This window comes from Tritonibacter sp. SIMBA_163, assembly GCF_046535935.1.
Classification (GTDB): domain Bacteria; phylum Pseudomonadota; class Alphaproteobacteria; order Rhodobacterales; family Rhodobacteraceae; genus Epibacterium; species Epibacterium scottomollicae.
In genome coordinates this window covers 1-273 of sequence record NZ_JAWJBP010000424.1, presented here as the reverse complement: position 1 = coordinate 273, position 273 = coordinate 1, and the positions used below count along the sequence as shown (strand labels likewise).

Below are 273 nucleotides of genomic sequence, written 5' to 3'. Positions count from 1 at the left end.
GAATCCGCTAATAAGAATAAGTGACGTTACTGTTATCGCCTTTCCGGTAGTGATAGATGCAGACTTGAGTGCATACAAAATCGATTTTCCGTTCCGCAATTCCAGGTTTACTTTACTCATGTAGTGAATAGTATCATCCACAGCAATTCCAAAAGCAATTGTAAAAATGATGCTTGTCGTTACCTTGAGGTCGATATCGGCAAATCCCATGATCCCGGCAATAATGAGCAGTGGCATAACATTCGGAATTAATGTCGCAATGATGACGGGAAC

The 273-nt window shown here is 41.0% G+C and carries 1 pseudogene; it reads right to left on the bottom strand.

The window, feature by feature from the left end:
- Window positions 1-273: pseudogene (locus R0J92_RS22985) on the bottom strand (hypothetical protein); the annotation flags it as partial.